The sequence below is a fragment of the Oceaniglobus indicus genome, assembly GCF_002751875.1.
GTDB lineage: Bacteria > Pseudomonadota > Alphaproteobacteria > Rhodobacterales > Rhodobacteraceae > Oceaniglobus > Oceaniglobus indicus.
Genome location: NZ_NMZM01000001.1, coordinates 232095 through 255122 on the forward strand (window position 1 = coordinate 232095; position 23028 = coordinate 255122).

21 protein-coding genes are annotated in these 23028 nt (G+C 65.9%); 12 read left to right on the plus strand and 9 right to left on the minus strand.

What is annotated here, in order from left to right:
• Nucleotides 1-7: 7 nt before the first annotated feature.
• Nucleotides 8-1384, minus strand: a complete 1377-nt coding sequence (gene trkA / locus CFP68_RS01070; RefSeq protein WP_099823562.1) for a Trk system potassium transporter TrkA — start codon at nucleotides 1382-1384, stop codon at nucleotides 8-10.
• Nucleotides 1385-1489: 105 nt separating this feature from the next.
• Between trkA and CFP68_RS01075 the strand changes: the two genes are divergently transcribed.
• Nucleotides 1490-1993, plus strand: a complete 504-nt coding sequence (locus CFP68_RS01075) for a hypothetical protein (protein WP_099823564.1) — start codon at nucleotides 1490-1492, stop codon at nucleotides 1991-1993.
• On the opposite strand, the gene CFP68_RS01080 is transcribed toward CFP68_RS01075, so the two are convergent.
• From CFP68_RS01080 to dusB, 6 genes are all read right to left on the minus strand, one after another.
• The gene (locus CFP68_RS01080) at nucleotides 1963-2829 is read right to left on the minus strand and encodes an alpha/beta fold hydrolase (RefSeq protein ID WP_099823566.1); all 867 of its coding nucleotides are present in this window, start codon (nucleotides 2827-2829) and stop codon (nucleotides 1963-1965) included. The genes CFP68_RS01075 and CFP68_RS01080 overlap by 31 nt on opposite strands.
• A 4-nt stretch (nucleotides 2830-2833) precedes the next feature.
• The gene (gene ntrX / locus CFP68_RS01085; protein ID WP_099823568.1) at nucleotides 2834-4237 is read right to left on the minus strand and encodes a nitrogen assimilation response regulator NtrX; all 1404 of its coding nucleotides are present in this window, start codon (nucleotides 4235-4237) and stop codon (nucleotides 2834-2836) included.
• 19 nt (nucleotides 4238-4256) lie between these two features.
• Nucleotides 4257-6518: a sensor histidine kinase NtrY-like gene (locus CFP68_RS01090; RefSeq protein WP_099823570.1), complete on the minus strand. Its 2262-nt coding sequence runs from the start codon at nucleotides 6516-6518 to the stop codon at nucleotides 4257-4259.
• A gap of 100 nt (nucleotides 6519-6618) precedes the next feature.
• Complete coding sequence (locus tag CFP68_RS01095; RefSeq protein ID WP_099823573.1) at nucleotides 6619-7986, minus strand: response regulator; 1368 nt, start codon at nucleotides 7984-7986, stop codon at nucleotides 6619-6621.
• Between the two features lie 22 nt (nucleotides 7987-8008).
• Nucleotides 8009-9091, minus strand: coding sequence for a two-component system sensor histidine kinase NtrB (locus tag CFP68_RS01100; protein WP_099823575.1), 1083 nt, complete (start codon nucleotides 9089-9091; stop codon nucleotides 8009-8011).
• Nucleotides 9088-10059 carry a tRNA dihydrouridine synthase DusB gene (gene dusB, locus CFP68_RS01105; protein ID WP_277621448.1) on the minus strand — a complete coding sequence of 324 codons (972 nt, stop codon included), beginning with the start codon at nucleotides 10057-10059 and terminating at the stop codon, nucleotides 9088-9090. Before dusB ends, CFP68_RS01100 begins: the two co-directional genes overlap by 4 nt.
• A gap of 211 nt (nucleotides 10060-10270) precedes the next feature.
• Here dusB and CFP68_RS01110 point away from each other — a divergent pair, with 211 nt between their 5' ends.
• From CFP68_RS01110 to CFP68_RS01120, 3 genes are read left to right on the plus strand one after another with little or no spacing between them, the layout of a single operon-like run.
• Complete coding sequence (locus tag CFP68_RS01110; RefSeq protein WP_099824165.1) at nucleotides 10271-11446, plus strand: bifunctional 2-C-methyl-D-erythritol 4-phosphate cytidylyltransferase/2-C-methyl-D-erythritol 2,4-cyclodiphosphate synthase; 1176 nt, start codon at nucleotides 10271-10273, stop codon at nucleotides 11444-11446.
• Nucleotides 11443-11937 carry a phosphatidylglycerophosphatase A family protein gene (locus tag CFP68_RS01115; protein WP_099823577.1) on the plus strand — a complete coding sequence of 165 codons (495 nt, stop codon included), beginning with the start codon at nucleotides 11443-11445 and terminating at the stop codon, nucleotides 11935-11937. The genes CFP68_RS01110 and CFP68_RS01115 overlap by 4 nt, the downstream gene beginning before the upstream one ends.
• On the plus strand, nucleotides 11934-12404 hold the full coding sequence (locus tag CFP68_RS01120; protein WP_277621449.1) for a CinA family protein: 471 nt from the start codon (nucleotides 11934-11936) through the stop codon (nucleotides 12402-12404). The genes CFP68_RS01115 and CFP68_RS01120 overlap by 4 nt, the downstream gene beginning before the upstream one ends.
• Nucleotides 12405-12429: 25 nt before the next feature.
• Here CFP68_RS01120 and CFP68_RS01125 read toward each other — a convergent pair whose 3' ends face one another.
• A complete protein-coding gene (locus CFP68_RS01125; protein ID WP_099823579.1) occupies nucleotides 12430-12876 on the minus strand; it encodes a type II toxin-antitoxin system RatA family toxin in 447 nt (148 codons plus the stop codon).
• Between the two features lie 66 nt (nucleotides 12877-12942).
• Here CFP68_RS01125 and hpt point away from each other — a divergent pair, with 66 nt between their 5' ends.
• From hpt to CFP68_RS01140, 3 genes are all read left to right on the plus strand, one after another.
• On the plus strand, nucleotides 12943-13491 hold the full coding sequence (gene hpt, locus CFP68_RS01130) for a hypoxanthine phosphoribosyltransferase (RefSeq protein WP_099823581.1): 549 nt from the start codon (nucleotides 12943-12945) through the stop codon (nucleotides 13489-13491).
• Nucleotides 13488-13670, plus strand: a complete 183-nt coding sequence (locus CFP68_RS01135; protein WP_099823583.1) for a hypothetical protein — start codon at nucleotides 13488-13490, stop codon at nucleotides 13668-13670. The genes hpt and CFP68_RS01135 overlap by 4 nt, the downstream gene beginning before the upstream one ends.
• A 69-nt stretch (nucleotides 13671-13739) precedes the next feature.
• The gene (locus CFP68_RS01140; RefSeq protein ID WP_099823585.1) at nucleotides 13740-14633 is read left to right on the plus strand and encodes a cytochrome c; all 894 of its coding nucleotides are present in this window, start codon (nucleotides 13740-13742) and stop codon (nucleotides 14631-14633) included.
• 35 nt (nucleotides 14634-14668) lie between these two features.
• On the opposite strand, the gene CFP68_RS01145 is transcribed toward CFP68_RS01140, so the two are convergent.
• The gene (locus CFP68_RS01145) at nucleotides 14669-15007 is read right to left on the minus strand and encodes a DUF6477 family protein (protein WP_099823587.1); all 339 of its coding nucleotides are present in this window, start codon (nucleotides 15005-15007) and stop codon (nucleotides 14669-14671) included.
• Between the two features lie 267 nt (nucleotides 15008-15274).
• On the opposite strand from CFP68_RS01145, the gene CFP68_RS01150 reads away from it, so the two are divergent.
• The 5 genes from CFP68_RS01150 to CFP68_RS01170 all read left to right on the plus strand — a co-directional run bounded on the left by CFP68_RS01150 (nucleotide 15275) and on the right by CFP68_RS01170 (nucleotide 23005).
• On the plus strand, nucleotides 15275-16300 hold the full coding sequence (locus tag CFP68_RS01150) for a DUF6456 domain-containing protein (protein WP_099823589.1): 1026 nt from the start codon (nucleotides 15275-15277) through the stop codon (nucleotides 16298-16300).
• Between the two features lie 64 nt (nucleotides 16301-16364).
• Nucleotides 16365-17204, plus strand: a complete 840-nt coding sequence (locus CFP68_RS01155) for an inositol monophosphatase family protein (RefSeq protein WP_099823591.1) — start codon at nucleotides 16365-16367, stop codon at nucleotides 17202-17204.
• A 109-nt stretch (nucleotides 17205-17313) separates the two neighbouring features.
• Nucleotides 17314-18273 carry a lipoyl synthase gene (lipA, locus tag CFP68_RS01160; protein WP_099823594.1) on the plus strand — a complete coding sequence of 320 codons (960 nt, stop codon included), beginning with the start codon at nucleotides 17314-17316 and terminating at the stop codon, nucleotides 18271-18273.
• A gap of 308 nt (nucleotides 18274-18581) precedes the next feature.
• On the plus strand, nucleotides 18582-19886 hold the full coding sequence (locus CFP68_RS01165; protein ID WP_099823596.1) for an efflux RND transporter periplasmic adaptor subunit: 1305 nt from the start codon (nucleotides 18582-18584) through the stop codon (nucleotides 19884-19886).
• The gene (locus tag CFP68_RS01170) at nucleotides 19883-23005 is read left to right on the plus strand and encodes an efflux RND transporter permease subunit (protein ID WP_099823598.1); all 3123 of its coding nucleotides are present in this window, start codon (nucleotides 19883-19885) and stop codon (nucleotides 23003-23005) included. Before CFP68_RS01165 ends, CFP68_RS01170 begins: the two co-directional genes overlap by 4 nt.
• The last annotated feature ends 23 nt before the right edge of the window (nucleotides 23006-23028 follow it).

Here is a 23028-nt window from a genome sequence, read left to right on the forward strand (position 1 = left end):
CCCCTTTTCAGAAAAAGTCGATGCCGACCTGGAAAAGCCGCTCGACCTCGGGGACGTCCTTGGCCATGGCGAACAGCACGATCACGTCGCCCTCCTCGATCCGGGTCGATCCGGTGGGCGTGATGACCTTGTCACCCTTCTGCACCGCCCCGACCAGCGCCCCTTCGGGGAAGTCGATGTCGCGCACCAACTGGCCCGAAATGGGCGAGGTCGACAGCACCTGCGCCTCGATCACCTCGGCCTCGGCGTCACCGATCGAATAGACGCCGCGCACCCGCCCTTGGCGAACATGGCGCAGGATCGAACTGACCGTGGTCGAGCGTGGGTTGATGAAGGCGTCGATGTCCAGCGGCCCCATCAGCGAATGCAGCGTCGGGTCGTTGACCAGGCAGATCGCCATCTTGCACCCCGCCGCCTTGGCCCGCACGGCGGCCAGGACGTTGGTCTTGTCGTCGTCGGTGACCGCCAGGACCGCGTCGGCCCGGCTGATGCTGGCCTCGTTCAGCAGTTCCATGTTCAACCCGTCGCCGTGCAGCACGATGGTGCGCTCCAGCGTATCGGCGGCGCGTTCCGCGATCTGGCGGTTGCGCTCGATCACCTTGACGCGCACCCGTTCGGTGCGTTTTTCCAGATGCCGCGCCACGGACAGGCCGACGTTGCCGCCGCCGATGATCACGACGCGGTGCTGGCGCGTGACCTCCTTGCCAAAGATCTCGAGCGCGCGCTTCACGTCCTCGCGGTGGACCATGACATAGATCTGGTCATCGACGAAAAGCTGGTCCGCGGCACCCGGCGCAAACAGCCGATCGCTGCGCCGCACGCCGATCACCAGGGCGCGCAGGGTCGAGAACAGGTCGGTCAACTGGCGCAGCGGCGTGTTCAGGACCGGGCAATCCTCGCCCAGCGAAATCCCCAGAAGCTGGGCCTGGCCGCCCAGAAAACTCTGGGTGTCGAAGGCGACGGGCGCGGCAAGACGGCGCAACGCGGCCTCGGCCACTTCCTTCTCGGGTGAAATGACCACGTCGATGGGCATGTGGTCCCGCCGGTAAAGGTCGGAATAGATCGCCGTCAGATAGGATTGCGCGCGCAGGCGGGCGATCTTTCGCGGCACGGAAAATACCGAATGGGCCACTTGGCAGGTGACCATGTTCACCTCGTCCGAAAACGTCGCGGCGATCACCATGTCGGCGTCACGCGCCCCGGCCCGGTCCAGCACGTCGGGATAGGACGCATGGCCGGCGATGCCCTGCACGTCCAGCGTGTCGGTCGCGCGACGCACGAGGTCGGCGTTGTTGTCGACCACGGTGACGTCGTTGCGTTCGCCCGACAGATGTTTGGCGATTTGCCATCCCACCTGGCCCGCCCCACAGATGATGATTTTCATGCCGCTCTCCGCTGGTGCCGCGAACCCTGCTGGACAAGGCGCGCAATCGGTGAAACGCTTCCGCCAATCGCCCGTTCTTCATGGCAATAGGGAGAAGCAGACGCAATGGCAAACCTTGGCGCAATGCGGCCCATGCGTGGTGCGGCCTGCCTGATTCTGGCGGCAACGGTCCTGTCGGCCTGTGTGCCCTATCGCGGGTTCTACAAGGACGGGGCCGCGGTGGCGCAACTGAATGCCGACCTGACCGAGTGCCAGGTTCAGGGCGTCAACCGCGTGCCGGCAAACACCCAGATCCGCAGCACGCCGGTCACGGTGACGCCCGTGCGCCGGATCTGCAACAGCGCGGGCACGGCATGCCGCATCGTCGGTGGCGATGTTCTGGGCGGCGAGACCTATTCCTATGACGCCAACGCCGGATTGCGCAACCGCGTCATAACACAGTGCATGGCGGCCCGCGGCTATCGCGCGGTCGAAATCCCGATGTGCCCGCAATCCGCCCGCGACACGGTTCTGGCGCGTGCGCCCAAGACGCTGCCGCCGCTGGGGCCGAACACCTGCGCCGTGCGCGGCGCCGATGGCTATCTGTTCGCCGTCACGACGTCGGGTTGATCGCCCAGAAACTCATGCAGCAACGCGATGAACGTCTCGGGTTGCTCGCGCATGGGCCAATGGCCGGTTTCCATCAGGTGCAACCGCACATCCGGGATCAGGGTCGCGGCATGGCGGGCGTAGTCGGCCGAGATGACCCGATCCGACAGGCCGTGAACCAGCATGACCGGCATTTGCAATTCACCAAGGCGGGCGGTGAAATCGCTGCGCACACCGGTGCCGTCCAGTTCGCCGACGAGAAAATCGTCGAAGGTGCGCCGCTCGGACAGATCGCGGGCCTCGCGCCGCAACTCGTTCACGTCGTCCTTGTGCACGGGGACGCGGCCGCCATGGCTGAACCCCAGCGCGGCGCGCGCCACGACCGGATTTTCAGCGGCCTTGTAGGCCAACGCCAGCGCGCCCGACCTGCGCACAGGGTCGGCCAGCCGGTGAAACGGCATCCGGTCCATCATGCCGTAGGATCCCGCCAGCGTCAGGCGACGCACGCGCGCGGGATGTTCCAGCGCCATCCACAACGCAATCCCACCACCCATGGATTCGCCGGCCAGATCGGCACGTTCGATTCCCAACGCATCCATGAAGGCGATCAGCCACTGGCCGAGACGCGCGATGTCATGGGGCACGCCAAAGCCTTCGCTGTCGCCATGTCCCGGCAGGTCGGGGGCCACGACCCGGCGCGTGGTCTTGAACGCCTCGAACGTCGCGCGCCACGTCGGATCGGCCCGGTCGAACCCCGCGCCGTGCAACAACACCAACGGCACCGGCCCGCCGGATCCGGCATCGCCGTAGGCCACGGTGCGCCCTTCGATGGTGATGCGTCGGTCGGTCAACGTCATGGGATCAGCTTTCTGCGTCCTCGATATGGGCGATGCGGTTGCCCTGCTTGTTGGATGTCACGACGTTCAGCGACTTCAGTTTGCGATGCAGGGCCGAGCGTTCCATTCCCACAAACGACGCCGTGCGCGAGATGTTCCCGCCGAACCGGTTGATCTGAGTCAGCAGGTATTCGCGTTCGAACAACTCGCGCGCCTCGCGCAGCGGCAGCGTCGCCAATGAACCCGACAGCACGACCCGCCCTTCGGTATCCTGCGGGGTTTCGTTGCCGGGAAGTTCGCTGGCCGCGATATCGCCCTTTTCCCCCCCCAGGATCAGCACGCGCTCCATCACGTTCTTCAACTGGCGCACGTTGCCGGGCCACAGCATGGTCTGCAACAGCGCCACCGCTTCATCGCTGAGCGCACGCAACGGCAGGCCCTGCGCCTTGTTGAACCCGGCGATGAAATGTTCGGCCAGCTCGGGAATATCCTCGCGCCGCTCGTCCAGCGCGGGCACGGCGATGGGCACCACGGCCAGCCGATGAAACAGCTCCTGGCGGAAGCGGCCCAACTCGATCTCGGTGGCAAGGTCGCGGGTGGTCGACGAGATCACGCGCAGATCGACCTTGATCTTTTCCGCGCCGCCAACCCGGGTGAACGATTGATCGACCAGCACGCGCAGGATCTTGGATTGGGTGCCCAGCGGCATGTCGGCCACTTCGTCGAAAAACAGCACCCCGCCGTCGGCCTGTTCCAGAAGGCCGGGTTCGATCCCGCGCTCGGGGCTTTCGCGCCCGAACAGAACATCCTCCATCCGCTCGGGCTCGATGCTGGCGGAACTGACGGTGACGAAGGGCGCGCCGGCACGGTTGGAATTGGCGTGGATATAGCGCGCGGCGACTTCCTTGCCGCTGCCCGCCGGGCCGCTGAGCATCACCCGACCGTTGGATTTCGTGACCTTGTCGAGGTTCGATTTCAATGCCTTGAACGCGGAACTTGATCCGATCATCTCGGCCACCGTGCCGTCGCGGCGTTTCAGTTCGGTGTTTTCGCGGCGCAGGCGCGAGGCTTCCATCGCGCGACCGATCACAACGGTCAACTGGTCGATGTTGAAGGGTTTCTCGATGAAGTCATAGGCGCCCTGCTTGATCGCCGCGACGGCGATCTCGACGTTGCCGTGGCCCGAAATGATGATGATGGGAACCCCCGGATGATCGCGCTTGGTCGCCTTCAGGATGTCGATCCCGTCCATCTGGCTGTCCTTCAGCCAGATATCCAGGATCATCAGCGATGGCACCTCGGCCGCGATCTGCGCCAGACATTCGTCCGAGGTGGCCGCCAGGCGCGTCGTATACCCCTCGTCCTTCAGGATGTCGGAAATGAGTTCGCGGATGTCCCGCTCGTCATCGATAATAAGAATATCGCCCATCAGCTGAAACTCCTCGTCATTATGCAACTTCCCCTTGATCCACGGCGTCGGCGTCGCTCAGCCGTGGCAGTCGAATGTCGGCCCGTGCCCCCGCGTGAGCGGTGTCGCCGAACGGTTCGGCGTCGCCCAGCGTGAAGATGCCGCCATGCTCCTCGATGATTTTCTTGACGATCGGCAGGCCGAGGCCCGTGCCTTCCGAGCGCGTCGTCACGTAAGGTTCGAACAGGCGCGCGCGATCTTCCGGCAAGCCGCTGCCGTTGTCCGAGATCGAGATCACGACATCATGGGCATCGGTGGTCATCGACACCCTGATCTGCGGCGAATACCCGTCGGGAACGCCGTTTTCCGAATATGTTTCAATCGCTTCACCCGCGTTCTTGATCAGGTTCGTGAACGCCTGGTTCAACATGGTGGCGTCGAAGTCGGCCCACACGGGTTGATCGGGGATCTCGGCGTGCAGGGTCAGACCGTTCTGGCCCGCATCCTGCAAGGTCACGACGTCGCGCAACAGCTTGGCGATGTCGTGGGTGCGCCGGTCGGGTTCGGGCATGCGCGCGAACTTCGAGAACTCATCGACGATCCGGCGCAGGTCACCGGTCTGGCGCACGATCACATCCGTATATTGCTCAAGTGACTTGGCATCTTCATCGTCCAGACGCTTGGCAAACTTGCGTTTTATACGTTCTGCCGAAAGCTGGATCGGGGTCAGCGGGTTCTTGATCTCGTGGGCGATGCGGCGGGCAACGTCGCCCCAGGCGGCCATGCGTTGGGCCGCGACCAGATCGGTCACGTCATCGAACGCGACGACATATCCTTCCAGGCGGCCAGTTTCGGCGCGCCGCGTCGACACCCGGACCAACAGCGACTCGAGCTTGCCGGCGCGGGCGACCTTGATCTCCTCCTGCATCACGTCGACACGGGGGTTCTGGCGCAGCTTTTCGAACAGCGCGCCAAACTCGGGCACGACCACCGACAGAGCCACGGCCTGTTCCTCGCCTTCTTGCAGCTGCAACAGCCGTTCGGCCGACCGGTTCACGAAGGTCACGCGCCCCTTTTCATCCAGCCCGACAAGGCCCGCTGTCACCGATGACAGGACGGAATCGAACAATCGGCGTCGCCGTTCGATCTGATCGTTCGTCGCCAACAGCGATTCGCGCTGGCCTTTCAACTGCTTGGTCATCTGGTTGAAGATACGGCCCAGCATGGCGATTTCGTCGTCGCCCTGTTCCTCGCGCACGCGCACGTCCAGATCGCCGGCGCCGACGCGCTGTGCCGCGCCCGCCAGCCGGCCCACCGGACCCGACAGCCGCTCGGCAAACCACAGCCCCAGCCAGATCGCCGCGAGGATGAGGATCACCGCAAACCCCAGGTAAACCAGCCCGAATTCGAACAGGATGCGACCGCGTTCATTCTCCAACTGATTGTAAAGACGCACGGTTTGCTGGGTGTCGTCCAGCAGCGATAGGATTTCACCGTCCACGTCCCGGCTGACATAGAGAAACCGGTTGCCCAGCCCGTCGAGACGTTTCAGCGCGCGGAATTCGTTCACCGCCCAGGCCTCGATGACGACCGTTTCGCCGGTGTCGGCCTGAGCGATGGCCTCGGGATCGGGCTTTTCATAGTCGAACAGGTACGAGCGTTCGCCGCGCGCGCGGATTTCGCCGTTGCTGTCGATCACGAAGGCTTCGCTGAGGCCACGCTGGATGCGGCTTTGGCCCTGGCCGAGCAGCTGTCGCATCTCGCCGTCGGAAATCTGAAACGAATTGCTGCGCGCCGATGTCAGGAATGCCGCCAGCGCCTCGGTGTCGGTGCGCAGATCCCGTCGCTGTTCTTCCTCATAGGCTTCGGCGGCGGCCAGCGATGCACCGACCACGTTGCGCACCCGGTCGGAAAACCACCCCTCGAGCCCGACATTGACGGTGAGGCCGGCGAAGATCGCCACGGTCACCGTCGGGATCAGCGCGATCAGGGCGAACACTCCCGTCAGCCGCAGGTGCAGCCGCGAGCCGGCCGATTGCGCCCGCCGCGCCGCGATCATCCGCGCCAGCGCCCCCAGCACCAGCGCCGCCACCACCAGGACATAGACAAGGTCGGCCAGAAGGACGAGCCGCAGCGTCAGCGCTGAATCGCCGCGATCCAGCGGGCCGAGCACCAGAAATGTAGACAGCGCCAGCACCGGCCCGAGGACCACCAACCCGAAGGTCGCAAGATTGCGCACACGTCGGAGCCGGCGCAAACGCGCCAATTTCTCCCAAGTGACCGTGCGGACACGCCCTGTCACGGGTAAACCCCCTAGTTGATGTGTCGCTTTGCGCGACGAACCGCTCTATTTGGTGGTCTCACTTCGGCTGACACCGAATGGCCACATTTATGTTGCGGTTTTACATCAACTTGCGGCGCCGTGTCACGCGAATATCGAGTTCGGTGATTTTCTTCCTGAGGGTGTTCCGGTTGATGCCCAGAAGATCGGCGCATTTCGCCTGGTTTCCACCGGTCGCATCCAGGGCGATTTCGATCATCGGCGCCTCGACCTCGCGCAGGATCCGCTGATACAGGCCGGGGGGCGGCAGCAGGCCACCGTGCAGGTCGAAATACCGGTTCAGGTGTCGCGCGACCGAATCCGACAGCTTGTCGTGCCCCCGCCCGTTCGCCATCGGCTCCATCGCCGGCTGGTTGCCCAGCACGGTCTCGACCTCGGCACGCCCGATCGTTTCCTCGACACCGGTCACGATGATCCGCCGCACGGTGTTTTCAAGCTGGCGGACGTTCCCCGGCCAGCTGTAGCCGCGCATCAGATCCATGGCGTCGTCGGAAAACACCCGCACGCCCGCGCCATCGCGATCCGCGCGCGCCAGGAAATGCTCGCTCAGCAAGGGGATATCATCGATCCGGTCACGCAGCGACGGAACGCTGAGCGTGACGCCCCCCAGCCGATAGAACAGGTCGGGCCGGAAGCCGCCGTTTTCCATGCGATGGGCCAGATCGCCCTGGGACGTGGCCATGATTCGCGGTGCATCCTCGCCCAGCCGATCCAGCACACGGACGATCAGCGCCTGTGCGTCATCGTTCAGATCGCCCACCTCGTCGAACAGGATCGAACCGGCCTTAGCACGGCTGATGAATTGCCCGGCGCTTTCGGCCGATGCCAGATCGGCGGCGCCCGCAACGACGAACGGCTGCGCCCGACGGTCGGAAAAGTCGTGGATCGCGCGCGCGATCAGCGATTTTCCGGTGCCCGATTCGCCCGTAATCAACACCGTCAGATCGGCGTTGATCACTCGTGCGATCAGACGATACAGCGCCTGCATGGCCGGGGTCCGCCCGACCAGCGGTAGGTCGTCGGCCGGCTCTCTCGCCTGATCGGCTTTCGTCGTTGGCGCGCGGCGCTTCATCTCGAGCGCGCGCGCCGTCCGCTTCATCAGGTCGGGCAGATCGAAGGGCTTGGGCAGGTAATCATAGGCATCGGCCTCGGCGGCCTGGATTGCGGTCATGATGGTATTCTGGGCCGAAATCACGATCACCGGCAGGCCGGGGCGCTGGATGGCAATGTTCGGCAGCGCCTCGATCCCGTTGCCGTCGGGCATGATGACATCACAGATCACCAGATCGCCCTTGCCCTCCTCGATCCAGCGCATCAGCGTCACCATGGACGATGTCGCATGCACCTTGCAGCCCGCCCGCGTCAACGCCTGGGTCAGGACCGTGCGGATCGTCCGGTCGTCGTCGGCGACAAGTATTGTTCCATCCATCGTGCTTCGATCCTTGTTCAGCTCAGCCCATGTCGGCGATCGCCGCCTTCGGCGCGATCGGCAGCGAGATCCGGAACACCGTGCGCCCCGGCGCCGAGGCCACGTTCAGCCAGCCATCATGGTCCGACACGATCTTGCTGACCAGTGCCAGGCCCAATCCCGTGCCATTGACCCGGCCCGAGACGAAGGGTTCGAAAATATCGGCGGCGATCTCGGGCGGCAGGCCGGGTCCGTCGTCGATCACCTCGACCTGAAGCGGCAACGCTCCGCCGGTTCCGTCGGCGCGACGCAGGCGCAGCGATACATCGTAAAAGGTGCGCAGGGTGATCCGGCCGCCCCCGGCGCCGGCGGCGTCGGTGGCATTGCGGATCAGGTTCAGGAACACCTGCATCATCTGGTCGGCGTCCACGTGGGTGGGCGGCAGCGAGGGGTCGTAATCCTCGATGATCCGCATGTGGCCCGCGAACCCCACCATGGCGGTCTTGCGGCAGCGATCCAGCAGGTCGTGCACGTTGATGGCGCGCCGGATCGGCGGGCGCAGGTTGCCGAACTGTTCGACCTGATCCAAAAGCGCCACGATCCGCCGGCTTTCCATCACGATCAGGTCGGTCAACTCCAGATCGCCCCCCGACAGTCCCATCGACAGCAGTTGGGCGGCGCCGGTGATCCCGGCCAGCGGGTTCTTGATCTCGTGCGCCAGCATTTCCGCCATGCCGATGGCAGAGCGGGCCGACGATTTGACCTTGTGCGCCTGACCCAGCCGGTCGGCGATCTGGCGCGGCTCCATCGTCAGCAACACGAACCCCGGCATCCCTACCATCGGCGCCAGTTGCAGGTTGCACTGGACCGGCGGCGCATGGCCGGTGCCGATATCGACCGTGTTGATGAACAGGGCGCCATGGTCGCGACGCACGCGGCTGAACGCCTGCTCCAGCGGCGCGTCGATGGCCAGCCGGTCGAACACGGGCGCGCCGCGCAGGGACCGGGCCGAGGCGTTCAGGAACAGCTCGGCCGCGGGGTTGATCTCGGCGATGGTGTCGGCAGGATCCAGCAGCAGCGCCGGCATGGGAAGCGACGCCCAGAGCGTGTCGAGCGCGGCCGTCATGCGGCATCCGCCCGGCCCTGCCCCGCCATGGCGTCTGGAATCAGCGCGCGCACCTCGCGCGTCGGCGCGGTCAGCACCCGGCGGCGCAGATCGGCGCCGGTGCCGGCGGCGTCCATGTACCAGCCCAGATGCTTGCGCACGACCCGCGCGCCCAGTTCGGCGCCATAGAACGACAGCACCCCATCGTGATGTTCGGCCACCAGATCGGCCAGCGCGGCGCCCGACGGCGCGTCGGGCACCCGGTCGCCCGCCAGCGACGCGGCAATCCGGGCCAGCCGCCAGGGCCGTCCCTGTGCGCCACGGCCAACCATCACACCATGCGCGCCGCTGGCGGCCAGTGCGGCACCGGCGTCGGCGGCAGTGCAGATGTCGCCATTAGCGATCACCGGAATCGACACCGCATCGACCACCGCGCGGATCGCGGCCCAATCCGCCCGGCCCTTGTAGAACTGGCACCGCGTGCGCCCGTGGATCGTGATCATCGCGATTCCCGCGGCTTCCGCCCGGCGCGCCAGATCGGGCGCGTTCATCAGCGCATCGTCCCAGCCCAGCCGCGTCTTCAGCGTCACGGGCACCGACACGGCGCCGACCACCGCCTCGATCAAACCCATGGCGTGATCCAGATCCTTCAACAGGGCCGAGCCCGAGTATCCGTTCACCACCCGTTTCGCCGGGCAGCCCATGTTGATGTCGATGATCGCCGCGCCGTTCGCTTCGACCATGCGCGCGGCCTCGGCCATCCAATGCGCCTCGCGGCCGGCCAGCTGCACCGCCGTGCGCGCATCGCCGAAGCCCAGCTCGGCCTTGGCACGCATGCCCCGGTGGGCCTGGACCATCTCCTGGCTCGCGACCATTTCCGACACCACGAGGCCGGCTCCGAATCGCGCCACCAGCCGGCGGAACGGCAGGTCGGTGATGCCGGCCATGGGCGCCAGAAGCACCGGAGGATCAAGCGCGAGATGCGTCACGGGATGGGATCTGCCTGTGGGTTCGAAGGATCGCTTCACGAGTTAAGCGATCTCACGGCGAAAGCAACGCGATCGCCGCCATCGCCACCATCATTTGCCGCATCAAACCGCGACTGCCTAAAAAATCAGCGTCAATTCGATGTGGTGCAAGTCTTTGTCACACCTTACGCCTTGGGCAAAGTCGTGACCGGGGTGATCGAGGGGAATGGCCATGAACCAGAAAACAGGGTCGGCGCCCGCCATCGGTGTGGTCGTGGTGGCCGCCGGACGAGGCAGCCGTGCGGGCGGCGGGGTGCCGAAACAGTGGCGTTCGCTGGCCGGGCAGCTGATCGCGACGCGCACCCTTGCCGCATTCGCGGACATCCCGGCGATCACACATCGGGTTCTCGTGGTGCACCCCGACGACCGGGTGCTGGGCGATTCCGTTGCGGCCCCGTTCGGCGCGCGCTGTGTCAGCGGCGGCGCAACCCGCGACGCCAGCGTGCGCGCCGGGCTGGACGCGCTGGAGGGCTGCGGGATCGACCGCGTGCTGATCCATGACGTGGCGCGCCCGCTGGTATCGGCGGCGCTGATCGCACGGGTGATCGGCGCGCTCGACACGCACCCCGGCGCCGCGCCTGCCGTGATGCTGAGCGACGCGTTGTGGCGCGGCGCCGATGGTCGGGTGGTGGGCACCCAGGATCGCAGCGGATTGTTTCGTGCCCAGACGCCGCAGGGGTTTCACTATGCCGCCATTGCCGCGGCGCACCGCGCCCACCCCGGGGGCGCCGCCGACGATGTCGAGGTGGCGCGCGCCGCGGGGCTTGAAGTTGCGATCGTTGAGGGCGATGAAGACAACCTGAAGATCACCACGCCCGGCGATTTTGCCCGCGCTGCCCGCCTGTTGGAGAACGATATGGATATCCGCACCGGAAACGGCTTTGACGTGCATGCCTTCTGCGCCGGGGATCACGTGATGCTGTGCGGTGTCGCCATCCCGCACAGCCACGGATTGCTGGGCCATTCCGACGCCGATGTGGGAATGCATGCGGTGACCGATGCGATCTATGGCGCGCTGGCGGCCGGTGACATCGGCCGCCATTTCCCGCCGTCCGATCCGCAATGGAAGGGCGCGGCGTCCGAAATCTTCCTGCGCCATGCCGTCGATCTGGCCAGTGCGCGGGGGTATCGGGTCGGCAACGTCGATTGCACGCTGATCTGCGAACACCCCAAGATCGGCCCCCATGCCGATGCGATGATTGCCGAAATGGCGCGGCTGATGGACCTTGCCCCCGACCGGGTCAGCGTCAAGGCGACAACCTCGGAACGGCTGGGCTTTACCGGGCGCGGCGAAGGGATCGCGGCGCTGGCCAATGTTACCCTGATCGGCAGCGGAGATTCGGCATGAGAGCATCGCACATGATCGCCACCGTCGGCGGCATCGGCCACCTGCGCCCGGCCTCGGGCACCTGGGGGTCGCTGGCGGCGTTGCCGCTGGCCTGGGCGATCCTGACCCTGGGCGGGGTTTACCTGTTCATCGCCCTGCTGTGCGTGGTCTTTGCGGCGGGGTTGTGGGCCACCCGGGCCGAAACGGCGGGCAAGGCAAACCACGACCCCTCGGAAATCGTCGTCGACGAGGTGACGGGCCAGTGGGTCGCCCTGCTGCCGGTGGCGTTCGGAGCGACGATGATGGGGGCCGCGCCCGAACGGCTCTGGCCCGGATGGGTCGTCGCCTTCCTGATGTTCCGGCTGTTCGATATCTGGAAACCCGGCCCCGTCGGCTGGGCCGACCGGCGTGATGATGCGCTGGGCGTGATGCTGGACGATGTGATCGCCGGTCTTCTTGCCGCCGTCGTCGTGGTGGCGGCCGCCGCGATTGCCCACGGGCTGATGGTGTGAGCGATCCGGCCGAAACCCTTCTTGCCCGTGCCCGCGCCGCCGGCGTGATGATCGCCACTGCCGAAAGCTGCACCGGCGGGCTGGTTGCGGGGGCGATCACCGATGTGCCCGGATCGTCGGACATCTTCGATCGGGGGTTCGTGACCTATACGAACGCCGCAAAGACCGACATGCTGGGCGTGTCGCAGGCCACATTGGCCACCCACGGCGCGGTCAGCGAGGCGGTGGCGCGTGAAATGGCCGATGGCGCGCTGGCCCGGTCCGCCGCGCAACTGGCGGTTTCGATCACGGGAATCGCCGGGCCGGGCGGATCGGACGCCAAGCCCGAAGGGCGTGTCTGTTTCGGTGTGGCGCGCAGCGGACGCGACACGGTGACGCAGACCTGCGATTTCGGACCGCTGGGGCGCACCAACGTTCGGCGTCGCAGCGTGCGGCAGGCGTTGCACCTGCTGCTGGAACATCTCTGACGACGCGAACTTGCGGTGCGAACCCTCAGCCGTACAGCTGGGTCGCGCGGCGCTCGAACGCGCGCACGATCCGCTGCATCGCCTCGTTGAAGAAGACGCCAGCGGCCTTTTGCAGGATCCGGTTGCGGAATTCGAAATCGACGAAGAACTCGACCTCGCACCCCTTGCCGTCCAGATCTCGGAACGCCCATTTGGAAATCATGTGCTTGAAGGGGCCGTCCAGATATTCGGTGTCGATCTTCATGTCGTCGGGCCAGAGGGTGACGCGGCTGGCGAATCTTTCGCGGAACACCTTGAACGAGATGACCAGATCGGCCTCCATCACCGTGCCGCCGTCGATCGGATGCGTCTCGCGCACCCGGGCGGCCGAACACCACGGCAGAAATTCCGGATATCTCCCGACGTCTGCCACCAGATCATACATCTGTTGCGCGGTGTAAGGCAGCTTTCGGGTTTCGTGATGTGTCGGCATATCATATCTGTGTTTGTGCGTCCGGGCCGATGTCGGTCATGGAGCGAGTAAAATCAAGGGGGCGTCATGGCGCAACCGGCGTATGCCATAGACCAGATGATCTCGGCCAAATCCATTGCCGCCCGGATCGAAAGCCTGGCCCGCGAGATCGAAGCGCATTTCGGCGACACCGAAAAACTGGTGGTGGTCGGGCTGCTGCGCGGGTCCTTCGTGTTCATCGCCGACCTCGTGCGCGAGCTGCACATGAACGTCGAGGTCGATTTCCTGGAAGCCTCCAGCTATGGCGATTCGACTGAAAGCAGCCGCGAGGTGCGGATCCTGAAGGATCTGCGCGGCGAAATCGGCGGGCGTGACGTTCTGGTGGTCGAGGATATCGTCGACACCGGCTTCACGCTGCATCACGTCACCCGGATGCTGGCCAACCGCGAGCCGCGGCGCCTGGAAACCATCGCCCTGCTGGACAAGCCGACGCGCCGCGAAGTCGATATCCGCGCCACCTGGACCGGCTTTGAAATCCCCGACGAATTCGTCGTCGGCTATGGCATCGACTATGCCCAGCGCAACCGCAACCTGCCCTATATCGGCAAGGTCCGGTTCGCGGACGAGAGCAGGTGAACCTGCACTGGCTTCTGCGCGCGTCACGCTGGGCGCGCAATCCGCCCTCGCCCGGGCGGGTCAAGCTGGTGCTGGGGGTGATCGCGATCTGCCTGGTCATCGTCGCGATCGAGCATTTCATCGGCTGGCCCGATGCCCTCAGCCGTCAGCCCCAGGGGCGCCGCATCCCGATGCCCTAGGGGCGATTTTCGACACATCGGCGGCGGTTCCCGCTATGATGCGGTAACAACACTGCAAAGGACGTTCTCATGCCCCCATTCCTGCGCTGGCTGATCTTTCTTCTCGTTGCCGGTTCCGCTGTCTTCTGGCTGGTGACCCGGCCCGACCCGATGGACGCCGCGGCGCTGAACGGTCTTTCAGGCGACGCCGAGGCGGGCGCGCAGGTCTTCGCGGCTGCTGGCTGTGCCTCGTGCCATGTGGCACCGGGCGCCGAGACACCCGAGGGCGGGCCGGTCCTGTCGGGGGGCCAGGCGTTCACGTCGGCGTTCGGCACCTTCCATGCGCCCAACATCACGCCAAGCCTTACGGCGGGCGTCGGCAGCTGGTCGGACATCCAGCTGGTCAATGCGATCCAGCGCGGCATTTCACCCGAGGGCGCGCATTATTACCCGGCGTTCCCCTATGACAGCTATATCAAGGCCGACACGGGCGACATCCTGAACCTAGTCGCCTATCTGCGCACCCTGCCCGAGGATGCGACGCCGTCACGGCCCCACGACGTCGGGTTTCCGTTCAACATCCGCCGCCTGCTGGGCGGCTGGAAGTTGCTGTTCGTGTCGGAGGATTGGGTCGTCGAGGGCACGCTCGACGAAAGCGAGACACGGGGACGCTACCTGGTCGAGGCGCTGGGCCATTGCGGCGCCTGCCACACGCCGCGCAACCTGCTGGGCGGGCCGGATACGGCCGACTGGCTGGGCGGGGCGCCGAACCCGGCCGGCGAGGGGCGAATCCCCGGCATCACCCCGGCACACCTGACGTGGTCGCGCGATGAAATCGTGGAATACCTGACCAGCGGTTTCACCCCCGATTACGACACCGTCGGCGGTGAAATGGTCGCGGTGGTCGACAAGATCTCGCAACTGCCCGACGCGGACCGCCTGGCCATCGCCGATTATCTGAAGGTCCTGCCGGGCGGGCAGTAAACCCGCTGGCCGCAACACCGTTTCGCGGCCGCGTGTCACGGGTGCATCGGCGCGCCCTGGTCCTCGGCCGCCTGTTGGCGCGCCTCGGCCATGAGCGCGACCAGAACCTCGATGTGGCGCGACACGCTGTAGCCCGCTTCGCCGGCAAGCCGGCTTCTGTCCATTTCGGCCTCGCGCACGATCAACGATCCGAGAAGGTCACACGTCGCCTGTTCGCGGCTGTCGTCGAAGATCCGCGCCAGCCCCCGTTGCCGGTCATACTCGGTCAACGCATGGCGGGCCGCACGGATCAACAGACGGGGACGACGCAAGTCGCCCAGCGCTGTGCGGTTGGCCGGACGGGCACTCAGGATCGAAACAGGGCGCAGGTTCATCGGGTCGCTTCCTTGGCTGTGTGAGTTTGCAGAAACGATACTCACACAACCCTGGCGTGCGTTGCGCTTTTGGCGGAACAGCGTTCGGTCATTCTCAAATTTGTTTACGAATTGATAGGATTGTTGATTTTCAGATACTTCGTTAACGAAGATCTAACTCTTACAACCAAGGATTGTTTCTGCCGGACGAAATAAGGTTAACAAAGCCGCACGTCCGGCATCTGTATAGGGGACGTATTGATGCTGACTAAAACCACGGATGCGGCGATGCCTGACTGGGTACCATCGGCGGCGCGCGTCTATCTGGCGCACACCGAACAGGGCACGTCGATCCGTGCGCTGGCCCGCGCGGAAGGCTGCCATGCCTCGACGGTGCTGCGTCGTGTGCGACGGGTCGAACAGCGGCGTGACGATCCGTTGGTGGATCTGGCGCTGCGCCGGCTTGGCGCAGGCGGGATTGAAACCAAGGCGATGGGCGGCCGCGACACCGAACCGGACGCGGCACCTTTATCGACGGCGACCGAGGGCATCGGCGGCCCGAACCCCGGCGCGTTCGAGCGTGAGGCAAAGCGCGTCCTGCGCCGCCTGGCCGAACCCGGTGCCTGCCTGGCCATTGCCGATGGCATGGAAAACGCCGTCGTCGTGCGCGAGGCGGCCGACGGACAGACGGTGCGCACCGCCATCGTCCATCGCCCCGACGCCGAGGCGATGGCGCTGAAGGGCTGGATCGTCGTCCAGCGCGACGGCAAGATCACGCGCTATGTGATCACCGCCAAGGGACGCGCGGCGCTGACACGGATGCTGGACGCCGGCAACCCTGCCCGCTCGGGCGCAACGTCGGGCCCGTCGCGCGGTACCGGGCGGGTGCGCTACGGATTGCCCGAAAGCCCGGTGCTGGCGCTGTCGCGCCGCAAGGGGCCGGACGGCGCGCCGTTCCTGTCGGAGACGCTGGTCAGCGCGGCGGAACGTCTGCGCGAGGATTTCGAACTGGCACAAAGCGCCGGGATCGCACCGACCGTCGGTGAAATGCTGCCTGTGCCGGATGGTCGCACGCTGATGTCGCCGGGCGCCGACATGGCCCGCATCCGGGTGGCGCGGGCGCTGTTCGATCTGGGACCGGGACTGGCCGATGTGGTGCTGCGGTGCTGCTGTCAGCTTGAGGGCATGGAAACCGTCGAGCGGCGCATGGGATGGGCCGCACGCTCGGGCAAGATCGTGTTGCGGATCGCGCTGCAACGCCTGCGCCGCTATTTCGATGAGGTCGAAGGCAAACTCGGCCCGATGATCGGCTGAGCCGCATTGCCGGTCGTTCGCGCGCCCGCTAGGGTCTGCGCGGACAGACAGGAGTGCGAAGACCATGGCCGACGACAACCTGCCGCGCAAGACGGAAGACGCGCTGATCGCGCTGGTTCGGGATGTCGCACGCACCGAGATCATGCCGCGATTCCGCAACCTCGGCCATGGCGACATCGCGCGCAAGACGACCCCCGACGATCTGGTCACCGAGGCGGATACCGCCGCCGAAATCGCGCTGAGCGCCGGGGTGCGGGCGATCCTGCCCGCAGCCCGGATTGTCGGCGAGGAAGCGGTCAGCGCAGACGCCGCCGTTCTGGACCGGATCGGCGGCGATCTGGTGGTGATCCTCGACCCGGTGGACGGCACCTGGAACTTTGCCAGCGGGATCGCCGTCTTCGGGGTCATCCTCGCGGTGACGGTGCGGGGGCGGTGCATCTTCGGGCTGCTGTACGATCCGGTGATGGACGACTGGATCATGGCACGGCCCGGCGGTGGTGCATGGTTCTGCCGCGACGGCGTCCCGCCCCGGCGTCTTTCGGTATCACCCCCCGCCGATATGGCGGACATGACCGGCCTGGTGCCGGTGTTCATGTTTCCCGAACAGGCCCGCCCTGCCGCCGCCACCGCGATGCTGGGCTTTCGACGCACCACCACGTTTCGCTGTTCGTGCCATGAATACCGGCTGCTTGCCCAGGGTCGGGTCGATTTCCTGGTGAACGGCGGCATCCACGCCTGGGATCACTCCGCCGGCGATCTGTGCGTGCGCGAGGCGGGCGGGCATACCGCGATGATGGACGGCAGCCGTTACGATGCGACCCGGCGCACCGGAACCCTGCTGTCGGCCAACACCGCCGACACCGTCGATCTGCTGCGCGCGACCTTCGGCGGGTTCCTGCAATGATGGTCATGCGCGTGCTGCATGGCCGGATTGCCGCGACCTTGCGCCCCTTGGACATTGCCGCGCGCGCCGCCTATAACCACACCACGTCCCGCACAGGAGCCGCCCCCATATGAGCCCCCGCGACATCAAGATTCCCGACCAGCGCCATCCCGAAAAGGCGCGCCGCCCCGACAACGTTCAGCCCAAGAAGCCCAAGTGGATCCGCGCCCGCGCGCCCAGCGGCGAAGGCTATCACAAGACCCGCAACATCATGCGCGAGCACAAGCTGACCACGGTCTGCGAAGAAGCGGGCTGTCCCAACGTCGGCGAATGCTGGTCGCAGGGTCACGCGACGATGATGATCATGGGCGAGGTCTGCACCCGCGCCTGCACCTTCTGCAACGTCGCCACCGGCAAGCCGCCCGAGGCGCTGGACGTGTTCGAACCCGGCCGCGTGGCCGACGCGGTCAAGAAACTGGGCCTGAAGCATGTCGTCATCACATCGGTCGACCGCGACGATGTGGAAGACGGCGGCGCCGAACATTTCGCCCAGACGATCCGCGCCGTGCGCCGCCAGGCCCCCGGCACGACGATCGAGATCCTGACACCCGATTTCATCCGTTGCGCCCCCGAGGCCCTTGAAAAGGTCGTCGAGGCGCGGCCCGACGTGTTCAACCACAACCTGGAAACGGTGCCGGGCCTCTATCCCGAGGTGCGGCCCGGCGCGCGCTATTTCCATTCGCTGCGCCTGCTGCAACGGGTCAAGGAACTGGATCCCGCGATGTTCACCAAATCCGGCATCATGGTCGGCCTTGGCGAGGACGCGCAGGCGGTGAAACAGGTCATGGACGACATGCGCGCCGCCGACATCGATTTCCTGACCATCGGCCAATACCTGCAACCGACCCCGAAACACCACCGCGTCGACCGCTTCGTGACGCCCGAGGAATTCGCGTCGTATGAAAAGGCGGCCTATGGCAAGGGCTTCCTGATGGTTTCGGCCACGCCGCTGACGCGGTCCTCGTATCACGCGGGCGACGATTTCGAGCGGCTGCGCGCCGCGCGCCTGGAACGGCTCGGCCACAGCTGAATTCACCGGCCCTGTACGATCCGGGGGCGCGCCGGCGCCCTCGGCCACAACCGGCCGTGCCGCGGCTGGCCTGGCTTCCCTTCCCTTCCCTCACAATATGAAAAACGGCTCAGCCGGTTGAGGCTGCGGCAAATCGCGCCGCGGTGGAATGGCGTTGCCGCCATCGCGCAGGACTGATAGTAATCGATCACTATCTTTTGGGGCGCATCAGCCCGCCGTCGGGCGTTGATCGCGATCGCGGCAGGTTTCGGCCCCTGGAGGTTTCTTCGGGATCGCCGTCGTCCCGTCCAGAGGCGAGGTGCCACGTTTTGAAACTCCACCGCGGTTTTCGTCTGCTCCCGCCCATCGCCATCGGAATCGGCGTCGCCGCCTGGCTGATGTCCACGGCCGAGCCGCCGGCGCGGACGGATGTCCAGGAACGCAGCGTCGTGGCGCGAACCATCACGGCGCAGAAGGCGGCGTTGCCGACCGTGGTGCGCGGTTATGGCAACGTGCGCGCTGCCCGCAGTTGGGAGGCGATCTCGGAAGTCGCGGGCACCATCGTCTGGCGGCATCCCGATCTCGACACCGGCAACGTGCTGGTCGCGGGGACGGTGGCGCTGAAAATCGACGCCACCACCTATGAGCTGGCAGTGGCCCAGGCCGAAGCCGATCTGGCCGCGTTGCAGGCCGACATCAGCCAGCTTGAGATCGACGAAGCCAATACCGAACGATTGCTGGCGCTGGAACAATCCCGACTGGACCTCAGCGAAACCGAACTGACACGGGTGCGCGATCTGGTGTCGCGCGGTGTCGCGTCGCAATCGGCGGTCGACGGCCAGGAACGCGCCACGTTGCAGGTGCGCCGTGTCGTGACCGAATTGCAGAACGCCCTCGGGCTGATTCCCAGCCGACGCAAGCGCCTGGATGCACAGATGTTGCGCACCGAGGCGCTTCTGTCCCGCGCGCGTCGCGATCTTGAAAAGACCGACATCGTCGTTCCGTTCGATCTGCGCGTCGGCACGGTGCATGTGGAACGCCACCAGTTCGTCGGTGCCGGTCAGCCCTTGGTGACGGCCGACGATACCGGACAGGCCGAGATCACGGCGCAGGTTCCGCTCAGCGCGTTTCGCCGCCTGCTTGGCGGGGATGGCAGTGACGCCGCGGTGATCCCCGCGGCCCTGCCCGCAAGGTTCGACCAGATCTCGGCCACGGTGCGGCTTGTCTCGGACCCGGCCCAGACGTGGGAGGGGCGCGTCGCCCGTGTCGAAAGCGCACTGGACCCCCAGGCGCGGGCGGTTCCTGCCGTCGTGACGGTGGACAACCCCTATGCCGGGGCCAATCCGCCCCTGCGCCTGCCGCTGGTGCCGAACATGTATGTCGAGGTGATGTTCGAGGCGCCCGCCGCAACCACCAGCATCACCATCCCCGAAAGCGCCGTGCACGGCGGCGACCTGGTCTATCTGCGCGATGCCGATGGGCGCCTGGCCCTGCGCGAGGTCGCGGTATCGTGGCGCCAGAACGGCCAGGCCATCATCGCCAGCGGGATCGCACCGGGCGATGAGGTGATCCTGGACGATCTGATGCCCGCGATCCCCGGCACGATCGTGACCGTGGCGGAGGTCGCGGAATGATCCGCTGGTTCGCCGCACACCCGACCGCGGCCAATCTGGTGCTTGTGCTGATCCTTGCCGCAGGTGTCTTCGCGGCTCCGACCCTCAAACGCGAGACATTTCCCGATTTTCGCCCCGTCGAGGCGGAAATCAGCGTGAAATATCGCGGCGCTACGGCGGAAGAGGTCGAAGACGCGATCTGTCGGCGCATCTGGGACGCGGTGGAAAGCGTCGAATTCCTGGGCGAACTCGAATGCACCGCGCAAAACAGCGTGGCCCGCGCCGTGGCGACGATGGATCCGGCAGGCGACAACGCCCGTTTCATCAACGACCTGCGCACCGAAGTCACCGCCGTCGATGATTTCCCCGCCGAGGCCGATCCCGCCATCGTGCGTGAACTGCATCGCACCGATGCCGTCACGTCGGTGGCCATCGCCGGCGATCTGCCGCCGGCGCACCTGGAACGGTATGGCGCGGCGTTGCAGGACCGGCTTTCGGCCCTGCCCGGCGTGGCCAAGGTGTCGACGTCGGGTTTCGGCACCCGGCAATTCCGCATCACGGTGCCGCGGGCGGTTATGGAACAGCACGGACTCACGGTTTCCGAACTGGCCGGACAGATCGCCGCCCAAAGCATCGATCGACCGCTGGGCAGTCTTGAAACCGGGGATCGCGAGATCAGCCTGCGGTTCACCGACGAACGACGCGACGCGGCAGGTCTGGCCGAACTGGTCATCCTGTCGCATCCGAACGGCGCCGAACTGTCGCTGGGGCAGATCGCGACGATCACCGAAACCTATACCCCCGAGGAGGAGCGCGCGTTCCTTGACGGGCAGCGGGCCGTTTTCCTTCGCGTCGACAAGGCGCTGGACGCCGACGCGCTACAGGTGTTCGACCAGGTCGAGGATCTGGTTTCAGACGAACGCGCCACCCTGCCCGACGCGGTGCGGCTGGAAATCGTGTCGGACATGACCAGCATCGTGCGAGACCGCCTTGTGATGCTGGTGCAGAACGGTGCCATCGGCCTGGTCCTGGTGATCGCGGTCATGAGCCTGTTCTTCCGCCCCGGTTTCGCGATCTGGGCGGCGGTCGGCCTGCCCGTGGCGTTTCTGGGCGCCTTCGCGGCCATGGCGTTGCAGGGTCTGTCACTGAACATGATGACGCTTGTCGCGCTGCTGATGGCCATCGGCATCGTGATGGACGATTCGATCGTCATCACCGATTCGATTGCCGAAACAGCCGCCCTGGGCAAATCGCCGATCGAGGCCGCGGTGCAGGGCACGCTGGCCGTGATGCCGGGCGTCCTGTCGTCGTTCGCCACGACCATCGCGGTGTTCGGCCCGCTGGCGTTTCTGGCCGGTGAACTTGGCGCCGTTCTCGAAGTCGTTCCGCTGGTTCTGATCGCGGCCCTTGCCGCCAGCATCGTCGAGGCGTTCTGGGTGCTGCCGCATCACCTGAAACACGCGCTGACGGGCGCCGACAAGCCGCCGTCGCGGTTTCGGGCCGGGTTCGACCGCCGGTTCGAGAGCTTTCGCGAAAAGCGGATCGGTGCCATGGCCGATATGGCGATCCGGCGCCGTTACCTGGTGACCGGCCTGACCATCGCCCTGCTGATCGTCACGGTGGGATTGATGGGCGGCGGCTATGTCAAACGCGAGGCGATCCCGGCGATTGACGGCGATGTCCTTGAGGCGCGCATCCTGATGCCCCACGGCACACCCCTGGCCCGCACCAGTGCTGTCGCGGATCAGGTGGTCGCGGCGCTGACCCAGATCGACACGGCCCTGACCCCCGATCAACCGGATGGTGGGCCACTGGTGAAAACCGTGCAATTGCGGTTCAACCAGAATGCGACGGCGGGCGAATCCGGGCCCCATGTCGCGACGATCTCGGCCGACCTGCTGAGCGCCGAGAGTCGCACCGTCACCCTGGATGAAATCACGACCATGTGGCGCGATGCCATCGGGTCGGTGCCGGGCGCCCTGGCGATCCTGCTGACCGAGCCTGGCCTGGGGCCGCAAGGCATCGCGATCGAGATCCGCCTGTCCGGCCCCGATCTGGATATCCTGGCCCGGGCCGCCAAAACGCTTCAGGCCGAGACGGAAAATTATGCCGGCGTGTTCAATGCCACACACGACCTGCGCCCCGGCAAACCCGAACTGCGGGTGCACCTGGCCGAAGGGGCGACATCACTGGGCCTGACGGCGCGCCATGTGGCCGATCAGCTGGGCGCGGCCTTTCTGGGGCGGGTGATCACCACGGTCCAGAACGGCGACATCAGCCACGAAATCCAGTTGGAGCAAGCCGCCGGCGATCGTGATTCGCGCGACGACCTGCAGGATTTCACCATCGCCCTGCCCGATGGCAAGAACGTGCCGCTGTCCACCGTTGCACGCCTCGACGAGGCGCGCGGCTGGTCGCGAATCGCCCATGTGAACGGAAAGCGCACGGTGACGGTGCAGGCCGACGTCGACACCCGGATCGGCAACGCCGACGCGATCGTTGCCGAATTGAACACGACGTTCCTGCCCCGGCTGGCGGCCAGCGTGCCGGGGCTGAGCTATCAGATCGGCGGGCAGACCGCCAATTCGGCCGAAACCGTCGCGTCGATCCTGCGGGGGTTCCTGATCGGGTTGATCGGGATCTATGTCATCCTGTCGTTCCAGTTCCGCAGTTACGTCGAACCGGTGATCGTGATGCTGTCGATTCCGCTGGCGTTCATCGGCGTGATCCTGGGCCATCTGGTCATGGGGTATAACATCTCGATGCCATCGCTGATCGGTGCCGCCTCGCTGGCGGGAATCGTGGTCAACAACGCGATCCTGCTGGTTCAGGTCATCAAGCGCCACGCGCTTGCGGGGGTGGATCTGGCAATCGCCGCCGGTCGCGCCAGCCGTGAGCGGTTCCGCCCGATCCTGATGTCGGTTTCGACCACGATGATGGGGCTGATCCCGCTTCTGCTGGAGCGCAGCACCCAAGCGCAAACCCTGAAACCGCTTGTGATTTCGGTGGTGTTCGGGCTGTTTTCCTCGACGATCCTGGTGTTGATCGTCCTGCCGGCGTTCTATGCGATCCTCGGGGATCTGGGTCTGACGCGACTCAAGGGGGCCGCGGCGGATGCACCGGATGGGCAACATGGATAAGGCCGAAATGCGCCGCGCGACCG

What these genes read in the sequence shown, in the direction of transcription:
- CFP68_RS01145 (WP_099823587.1), bottom strand. Translation starts at nt 15,007, where the DNA reads ATGAACCTGCGCCCTGTTTCGATCCTGAGTGCCCGTCCGGCCAACCGC.
- CFP68_RS01095 (WP_099823573.1), bottom strand. Translation starts at nt 7,986, where the DNA reads ATGGATGGAACAATACTTGTCGCCGACGACGACCGGACGATCCGCACG.
- CFP68_RS01075 (WP_099823564.1), top strand. Translation starts at nt 1,490, where the DNA reads ATGGCAAACCTTGGCGCAATGCGGCCCATGCGTGGTGCGGCCTGCCTG.
- CFP68_RS01140 (WP_099823585.1), top strand. Translation starts at nt 13,740, where the DNA reads ATGCCCCCATTCCTGCGCTGGCTGATCTTTCTTCTCGTTGCCGGTTCC.
- CFP68_RS01080 (WP_099823566.1), bottom strand. Translation starts at nt 2,829, where the DNA reads ATGACGTTGACCGACCGACGCATCACCATCGAAGGGCGCACCGTGGCC.
- hpt (WP_099823581.1), top strand. Translation starts at nt 12,943, where the DNA reads ATGGCGCAACCGGCGTATGCCATAGACCAGATGATCTCGGCCAAATCC.
- CFP68_RS01100 (WP_099823575.1), bottom strand. Translation starts at nt 9,091, where the DNA reads ATGACGGCCGCGCTCGACACGCTCTGGGCGTCGCTTCCCATGCCGGCG.
- CFP68_RS01125 (WP_099823579.1), bottom strand. Translation starts at nt 12,876, where the DNA reads ATGCCGACACATCACGAAACCCGAAAGCTGCCTTACACCGCGCAACAG.
- lipA (WP_099823594.1), top strand. Translation starts at nt 17,314, where the DNA reads ATGAGCCCCCGCGACATCAAGATTCCCGACCAGCGCCATCCCGAAAAG.
- CFP68_RS01155 (WP_099823591.1), top strand. Translation starts at nt 16,365, where the DNA reads ATGGCCGACGACAACCTGCCGCGCAAGACGGAAGACGCGCTGATCGCG.
- CFP68_RS01170 (WP_099823598.1), top strand. Translation starts at nt 19,883, where the DNA reads ATGATCCGCTGGTTCGCCGCACACCCGACCGCGGCCAATCTGGTGCTT.
- CFP68_RS01150 (WP_099823589.1), top strand. Translation starts at nt 15,275, where the DNA reads ATGCCTGACTGGGTACCATCGGCGGCGCGCGTCTATCTGGCGCACACC.
- ntrX (WP_099823568.1), bottom strand. Translation starts at nt 4,237, where the DNA reads ATGGGCGATATTCTTATTATCGATGACGAGCGGGACATCCGCGAACTC.
- CFP68_RS01110 (WP_099824165.1), top strand. Translation starts at nt 10,271, where the DNA reads ATGAACCAGAAAACAGGGTCGGCGCCCGCCATCGGTGTGGTCGTGGTG.
- CFP68_RS01115 (WP_099823577.1), top strand. Translation starts at nt 11,443, where the DNA reads ATGAGAGCATCGCACATGATCGCCACCGTCGGCGGCATCGGCCACCTG.
- trkA (WP_099823562.1), bottom strand. Translation starts at nt 1,384, where the DNA reads ATGAAAATCATCATCTGTGGGGCGGGCCAGGTGGGATGGCAAATCGCC.